Source organism: Paraburkholderia tuberum STM678 (genome assembly GCF_902833905.1).
In the GTDB taxonomy this organism is placed as follows: domain Bacteria; phylum Pseudomonadota; class Gammaproteobacteria; order Burkholderiales; family Burkholderiaceae; genus Paraburkholderia; species Paraburkholderia tuberum.
This window is the reverse complement of sequence record NZ_CADFGP010000131.1, coordinates 1-7,016: the sequence shown is the minus strand read 5'-3', so window position 1 is coordinate 7,016 and position 7,016 is coordinate 1. Positions and strand designations below refer to the sequence as shown.

At 59.3% G+C, this 7,016-nt stretch carries 7 protein-coding genes and 1 pseudogene; 2 read left to right on the top strand and 6 right to left on the bottom strand.

All coding sequences use genetic code 11. From position 1 onward, the window contains the following. The first annotated feature begins 686 nt into the window (after nucleotides 1-686). Nucleotides 687-2,171 (top strand): aspartate ammonia-lyase, encoded by a 1,485-nt coding sequence (aspA, locus tag HWY30_RS40185; protein ID WP_090812480.1) that lies wholly within the window; start codon nucleotides 687-689, stop codon nucleotides 2,169-2,171. Between the two features lie 48 nt (nucleotides 2,172-2,219). Here the strand turns inward: aspA and HWY30_RS42345 are convergent. The 6 genes and pseudogenes from HWY30_RS42345 to HWY30_RS40160 all read right to left on the bottom strand — a co-directional run. Continuing rightward, a pseudogene (locus tag HWY30_RS42345) lies at nucleotides 2,220-2,410 on the bottom strand (DNA-binding protein); the annotation flags it as partial. A 152-nt stretch (nucleotides 2,411-2,562) separates the two neighbouring features. Then, on the bottom strand, nucleotides 2,563-4,179 hold the full coding sequence (locus tag HWY30_RS40180; protein ID WP_090812481.1) for an ABC transporter substrate-binding protein: 1,617 nt from the start codon (nucleotides 4,177-4,179) through the stop codon (nucleotides 2,563-2,565). Nucleotides 4,180-4,205: 26 nt separating this feature from the next. Then, on the bottom strand, nucleotides 4,206-4,346 hold the full coding sequence (locus tag HWY30_RS40175; protein ID WP_167368862.1) for a hypothetical protein: 141 nt from the start codon (nucleotides 4,344-4,346) through the stop codon (nucleotides 4,206-4,208). Then, the gene (locus HWY30_RS40170; RefSeq protein ID WP_090812482.1) at nucleotides 4,339-4,683 is read right to left on the bottom strand and encodes a hypothetical protein; all 345 of its coding nucleotides are present in this window, start codon (nucleotides 4,681-4,683) and stop codon (nucleotides 4,339-4,341) included. Before HWY30_RS40170 ends, HWY30_RS40175 begins: the two co-directional genes overlap by 8 nt. A gap of 30 nt (nucleotides 4,684-4,713) precedes the next feature. Continuing rightward, a complete protein-coding gene (locus HWY30_RS40165) occupies nucleotides 4,714-5,382 on the bottom strand; it encodes a haloacid dehalogenase type II (protein WP_090812483.1) in 669 nt (222 codons plus the stop codon). 254 nt (nucleotides 5,383-5,636) lie between these two features. Continuing rightward, entirely contained in the window at nucleotides 5,637-6,809 is a 1,173-nt protein-coding gene (locus HWY30_RS40160) for a M20 aminoacylase family protein (protein ID WP_090812484.1), read from the bottom strand. A gap of 101 nt (nucleotides 6,810-6,910) precedes the next feature. Here HWY30_RS40160 and HWY30_RS40155 point away from each other — a divergent pair. Continuing rightward, the coding region (locus HWY30_RS40155) for a helix-turn-helix domain-containing protein (RefSeq protein WP_176078980.1) at nucleotides 6,911-7,016 on the top strand (106 nt) is incomplete at its 3' end.

Genomic DNA, 7,016 nt, shown 5'->3' with positions numbered 1-7,016 from the left:
CTACGCATGTATTTCATTCGCCATTCGAGGTGTTCGAACGTATGCTCGCAACCGCTTCGATAACTTCAGCTTCCGTTCATTAACCCGCTGTTGCGCTTCACCTTTGAAACCGCCGTGCATCTAGCGGCGTCCAATCCAGTTATTTTGAAGCTCGTACAGCTGGTTGCGGGCTTCGCTCCGGCGCGAACCGCAGTCAATGAAGCGACGTGGCGTGGACGAGCTCAAGCGGTTCGAGTTATAAGAAAGACCGATTTATATGCTACTTAAATGATTACTTTCTAAGGACTGCAGATGACGTAGACGTGCCGCCTGATAGTGCAGCACGTCATCGCCATGACGCTCACACCGGCGCCGATCGTCAGCCTTGGTGCCGCAGTCTGATCATCGTGTAGGCGAAAGGCTTGAATGCATAGTGAACGAATCCCGACGATCGAAGCGAAGCGACAGTTTGCCGAAACCATCTTCCGACGGTCGCTACGGGGGCTGTCGCGTAGCGAAAGCGTGACTCATCTGGCGGCCGTGTTCGCACTCGTCGCTCCGCAGATAAGTCGTGACTCACCTCAAAGCGTCGCGCCCGTCGATGGCAAATCGATTGAAATGTTCACCGGAGCCGACGAAGTGCCTTGGGGCATCGTCGGGCATCCGGACAGCTGACCTGTTATCAAAAAACCCCATTGGAGAGAGCTATGAGCAATCAGGAGTTCCGTGTCGAGCACGACCTTCTTGGCGAGCGGCAGTTACCGCAGCAAGCATATTATGGCGTGCACACCCTACGAGCGAAGGAAAATTTCGAAATTTCGGGAATCACTGTCTCGTCCTATCCCAACCTGGTTATCGCACTCGCGGCCGTGAAACAGGCCGCCGCCGAAGCCAACACGGAACTTGGGTTGTTGCCGCTGACACTGCGCGACCCCATAGTCGCCGCATGTATCGAAGTGCGTGATGGTCGTCTGCATGAGCAGTTTATAGTAGATGTCATCCAGGGCGGCGCCGGGACATCCACCAACATGAACGCCAATGAAGTTATTTGCAACCGGGCCCTTGAACTGATGGGCCACAAGCGGGGTGACTACAAGCATCTTCATCCGAATGAACACGTCAATCTCGCACAAAGCACGAACGACGTCTATCCGACGGCACTTCGAATCGCGACATTCTTCGCCATCGAGCATCTGCTCGAAGCTATGGCGCGACTGCATGCGGCATTCGATGATAAGGCATTGGAGTTTGCCGGCCTGCTGAAGCTGGGCCGCACGCAACTTCAGGACGCCGTTCCGATGACCTTGGGGCAAGAATTTTCAACTTACGCGGTCATGCTCGAAGAGGATATGGCTCGCTTGCGCGAAGCTTCGGCGCTGATTCGGGAAATCAACCTCGGAGCTACGGCCATTGGCACCGGTATCACCGCTCACCCGGAATATGCACAAAAGGCGCTGGAAGCACTGAAACGGATTACCGGTATAGAGCTAAGTACAGCACCGAATCTGATTGAGGCTACGCAGGACTGCGGAGCATTCGTTCAAATATCGGGTGTACTGAAACGCATCGCGGTCAAGCTATCAAAGACGTGCAACGACCTGCGATTACTTTCCAGCGGTCCTCGCGCCGGCTTTGGGGAAATCAATTTGCCACCCATGCAGGCGGGCTCTTCCATCATGCCTGGCAAGGTCAATCCAGTTATCCCGGAGGTCGTCAACCAGGTGGCGTTTGAGGTTTTTGGGAACGACATCACCGTCACGTTTGCCGCTGAGGGCGGCCAGCTCCAGCTCAATGCTTTTGAGCCCATCATGGCAAGCGCGCTGTTTCGCAGCTTCAAACATTTGACTGCAGCTTGCACGGCGCTCGCCGATAAGTGTGTGAAGGGTATCACGGCGAATGCGGAGCACCTGCGCGCGACGATGGAGCGGTCCCTCGCGCTCGCAACGGCATTGAACCCGTACATCGGCTACAAGAACGCGACGGCCGTTGCAGCGGAAGCTCACGCGCACGGCACGACCATCAGGGAGGTCGTTCTTCGCCGACAGTTGATGACGGAGGCCCAGCTCGACGAGGCGCTGCGTCCAGAGGCTCTTATTCAGCCCCGAGTCTATGAGAACCTGGTCGATCTGGTTTCCACCACTCGCGGAAAGGACGCAGAGCAGAGCTTATCGTCTGCCGATCCCATTCCATAGCCGCCAACCATATCTCGCCTGCGGAACGCAGGCGAGATATGGTCGAAGATCCACATTCCGCACCTCGACCTGCGGGGCAAGCAGTGCCGGGGAGCGCTGCTCAAGCGCCGCCTCGACGCGCTGCGCCTCGAGCTGGCCGCGCAATGCGCCGCGCGCGTCCAAAGCGTAGCGATCAGTTCGCCGGCGGCCGCACCGAGATCAGCAGGAAGGCCGAGATGGTCGATGCGCACACGGCTCTCCATCATGCGCGCGCCATCTGTGCAATGAGCGCGCAGCACAGCATCAATACTGACATGGCGTGGGCCGTTGCGGCGTTGGCTTTCATACAAACGCCTCCTGAATGGAAAGGGTGCGCCGCGCGGCAGCGGCGCGTGACTGCAATCGGCCCCGGTCAGGACTCAAGCCAGACGTGTTCCGCAAACATGAAGCCCATCAGGCCAGCGAGCGGGATTGAGCCGAGCCCTTTGAGCTTCGACGTATGCGCATCGAGTGAACTCAGGAACAACGGAATGCCAATCCCACCGGATTCGTGCACGAGCACCTGCATGTCGCCATAGATCTTCTTGCGCTTCGCATCGTCCGGTTCGCCGCGGGCGGCGAGGAGCATCTGATCGAACTTCGGGTTTTTCCAGTTCGCTTCGTTCCAAGGCGCGTTGGACTTGAAGAACTGCGTAAAGAGCACATCGGCGCTCGGCCTTGCGTCGACATTGCCAAAGCTGAGCGGATGCTTCATCCAGTGATTCGACCAGTAACCGTCTGGAGGCATACGGCTCACCTGAAGATTGAGCCCAGCGCGCGGCGCGACCGCCTGGAGGAGCATCGCTATTTCGACCGAGCCGGTGGCCGGCGGCGACGCGTACAGTTGCAGCGGAGCGGCGCCGAGCTTTGCCTTCTGGAAATGAAACTTCGCTTTGTCCGGATCGAACCCTCGTTGCGGCAGACCCGCCAGATAGTACCTGTTGGTCGGATCAACAGGCTGGTCGTTGCCGATCACCCCGTAGCCGCCAAAAGCCGCGTGAAGAATCTGTTCGCGATCTAACAGATACATCATGCCGCGGCGGAAATCCTCGTTGCCCGTAATGCCGCCTTCGTCCCGCACGATCAGGTCGGTGTACTGTCCTGTCTTCGTCTCGAGTACAGAAAAGCCAGGTGTCCCCCTGATCCGCTGCGCCGAGATGTGCGTCACTGCATTGATCAGTTGCACGTCACCTGAAAGTAGCGCATTGACCCGCGCCGCTTCGTCGCCGATGCCGACGAGCTCTATCTCATCGAGATGCGGCAGTCCGGTCTTCCAGTAGGTCTCGTTGCGCACGCCGACGGTGCGCACGCCCGGCGAGAATTCCTTGAACCTGAAGGGGCCGGTGCCGACAGCCGTCGTGAAATCCTTCGTGCCGTCCTTGATGATCTTGAAGTACGAGGTCGCCAGAATCACCGGCAGGTCGGCGTTCGCACCTTCGAGCGTGATCGTCACCTCATTCGCGCCCGTCGCCTTCACGTCCTTGATCTGGTCCGCGAGCGTCTTCGCCTTCGAGGCGGTCGCCGGGTCCTTGTGGCGCATGATCGAATAGACAACATCGGCAGGCGCGAGTGCCTTGCCGTCGTGAAACTGCACGCCCTTGCGCAGCCTGACGACCCAAACGGTCGCGTCCTTCGTTTCAATCGACTCTGCCAGGGCCATTTTTGCGCCAAGATGCGAGTCGAATTCGGTCAGGCCGTTGTAGAACATGTACCCGCGCGCATAGTCCGTGCCAAGCGCGCCCTTCGCAGGATCAAGCGTATCAGCGGTGGACGACGCTTGCATCGCGACGCGAATCTTTCCGCCTTTTTTCGGATTCTGTTGCGCGAATGCCGACCCGCTCGCCGCCATCAGTCCGGCGCCAGTCATCGAGAGCAAGCCGCCGGCAGCCATCGCGCGAAGCAGATTGCGTCGCGACACCCCTGCGCGGGTGAGTTGTTGAAGTTCATCGCCGACGCTGGCGGCAGCCTCGGACATATTTATCTTGTGCATCTGTCTCCTCCACACGGAGTTGTTCGTCAATAAAAGGCGTCTTTGATCCGGAAGTACGCGCCGACGAGCGGCAGGAACGATGGTTTGCCGGTATGTCCAGGAATGGCAGGCCAGTCCAAATCGCACCATGGGTTCGCCTTGGCGTTTCCGGCGCTCACATCAGCCATCAGTGCGTCGACATCTGCGTGCCGTGGCGCCTGTGGCCCATCGAAACATCGATCTCATCCTGCCGTCCTGCGCGAGCCAGACAGTCAGCCGTCCTGTCGACGACACAGTCCGGCGATAGTTGCTACGCGCGTTGCCAACGCCCGGAAACACCTCCGCCATGTTCGACTGCAGGATACCAGTCGCTTTTTGCATCCCGCAGCTGCCCCGCGCGAGCGGCGCGGTCAGCCCGGTGAAAGCGCCACCGATGACGGCGGCGTCCACATGAGCCTCGACGGCGCCCTCGCAACTCTTGACGCCGGCCGACGCGGTGTCGACGAGGTGCGAGTCGAGTTTCATCGGTGCCCCTGCGTAACTGAAGGCAATGGATCACAGGCCCAGCTGGGTGGCGAGATCGCCGATGGTCTCGACTTCGTAGTATTCGTAGTACGGCGTGCCCGGCTCGTGGCCACGGTTGACGAACGCCTTATGCTTGATGCCCATGTCGTGCGCCGTCATCAGGTCGTACCGCAGGCTGGACGAAACATGCAGCACGTCCTCAGGGTTGCAGTCCAGCTGGTCAAACATGTACTCGAAGCCCTGCATGCGCGGCTTGTACGATTGAGCCTGCTCTGCGGTGAACACACGATGAAACGGCGCGCCCAGCTTGTCGACGTTGCTCTGGATGTGCTCGTCCGGTGCGTTCGTCAGAATGACCAGCCTGTATTTCTTCGCGAGGCGCGAAAGGCCTTCCGGCACGTCCGGATGTGGGCCCCATGTCGGCTCGGCGAGGTAGAATTTTTCCGCTTCCGATTCGCTAAATTCGACATGCATGCGCTTGCACGCCCGGCGGGCGGCGTTGACCAGCACGTCGCGAAACGGCTTCCAGGCGCCGAGCGCTTCGTCGCGTCGGTAAGCCGTAAAGAAGGCGACGAGTCGCTCCAGTTCGGCGCCCTGCAGGCGATTTCCGTACAGCTCGCGAGTCATCTCGCCTATGCGAAAATTTGTCAGCGTGCCGTAGCAGTCGAATGTGATGTACTTGGGCTCAAAGTCAATCATGGTTTTAGTCCTCTCGTGTTGTGAACCCGCGTAGAGTTCACCGGCAAAAACAGGAAGCGCATTCCCTGACATACGGTAAGTACTGCAAACGACAAACGCTTAAGCAACTGCGCGTCGGGACAAAGTCCACCCCTGCAAAGGTCGCCATTTAGAGGGTGTGCGCGGGATTGCCCCTCGAAGAGCGGGCTGGAATTCGACCCGGCAATCCCATCCTGGTCGATTCTTTTTTTCAGCGGTTCACAGGCGTCGCCGGTCTATTCGTCGCTCCGACGCTTGCGCTGGACGGTACCGAAGTAATGCTGTGCCAAAGCGACCCAGTACCGGACGCCGGCCGGAATGATGTCGTCGTTGAAATCGTATTTCGGGTGATGCAGACCGGGCGCGGCCATTCCCATAGGGGCATTCCCGATCAGCACATAAGCGCCGGGCCGCTCCTCCAGCATGAAACCGAAGTCTTCGGATGTCATGTTCGCCGGAATGTCCGGATTAAGGCGTTCGTCGCCGAAGGTCTCGCGAATGACCGCTTCGCAAAGTGCGGTCTCGGCCGGCGTATTGATTGTCGCAGGGTAGTATTGGAAAAACGTCACCTCGACTTGCGCGCCATAGGCGGCGGCCAGCCCATCGCACATGAGTTCGATGTCGCGCTGCAACTTTTGTTGCAAGCCCGACGACAGCGTGCGAATCGTCCCGCGCAACTCGGCGCTGTCCGGGATGACATTGTCCGTATTGCCTGCGTGGAACATGCAGACCGAAATGACGGCGGGATCCACGGGATCCTTGTGCCGCGCCGCGATGGTCTGACACTGGAGAACCATCGAACACGCCAGCGGTATCGGATCGAGACCGAGATGCGGCTGCGCCGCATGAGCGCCCTTGCCCGTTACCGAGATCCTGAATCGGGAGCCCGCGGCCATGATCGGGCCGGTTCGCAAACCGAAATGTCCGGCAGGCAATCCGGGCCAGTTGTGCATGCCAAACACCGCCTCGGTCGGGCAGTCCTCGAACAGCCCGTCATCGATCATCTTCCGCGCGCCCGCGCCCCCCTCCTCTCCGGGCTGAAACACGAAATGAACCGTGCCAGGCAACTGCGGCAGTTCCTTCAGGATGCGCGCGGCACCCAGCAACATCACCGTATGTCCGTCATGCCCGCAGGCATGCATGATTCCGTCCGCGCCTGATGCATGCGCGAAGTCATTGGCTTCCTGGATCGGCAACGCATCCAGATCCGCACGGAGCACGATTCCCCGATCCGGGTTCGCACCGGGCAGGCTCGCGACGACTCCCGTCCCTCCCAGCCCGCGCAACACCGCATAGCCGAGCTCTTCAAGCTCACGCGCGACGACGTCTGCCGTCCTGTGTTCTTCAAATCGCAACTCGGGATGGGCATGCAGGTCGCGTCGCAGCGTCGCCCAGTGCACATGAAGCATTCTCAATGTCCCAGGGTTTATGGAGGGTTCCAATCTCAGCACCTTTAGAAAGGGCGCGATCAAATTTGAAGTGCAACACCTTGCTCGTGTAAGGTGTGCCAATGCAAAAAAGAAGTTACCAACAACTGCAGCCTGAAGAACGCATGACGATTGCAAGCATGAAGCAGCAGGGTTCGAGTGTTCGGGCCATGGCCCGAACACTCGGCC

Coding starts and splice junctions, on each gene's coding strand:
- aspA (WP_090812480.1), top strand. CDS start 687: ATGAGCAATCAGGAGTTCCGTGTCGAGCACGACCTTCTTGGCGAGCGG.
- HWY30_RS40175 (WP_167368862.1), bottom strand. CDS start 4,346: ATGGCTGATGTGAGCGCCGGAAACGCCAAGGCGAACCCATGGTGCGAT.
- HWY30_RS40165 (WP_090812483.1), bottom strand. CDS start 5,382: ATGATTGACTTTGAGCCCAAGTACATCACATTCGACTGCTACGGCACG.
- HWY30_RS40180 (WP_090812481.1), bottom strand. CDS start 4,179: ATGCACAAGATAAATATGTCCGAGGCTGCCGCCAGCGTCGGCGATGAA.
- HWY30_RS40160 (WP_090812484.1), bottom strand. CDS start 6,809: ATGCTTCATGTGCACTGGGCGACGCTGCGACGCGACCTGCATGCCCAT.
- HWY30_RS40170 (WP_090812482.1), bottom strand. CDS start 4,683: ATGAAACTCGACTCGCACCTCGTCGACACCGCGTCGGCCGGCGTCAAG.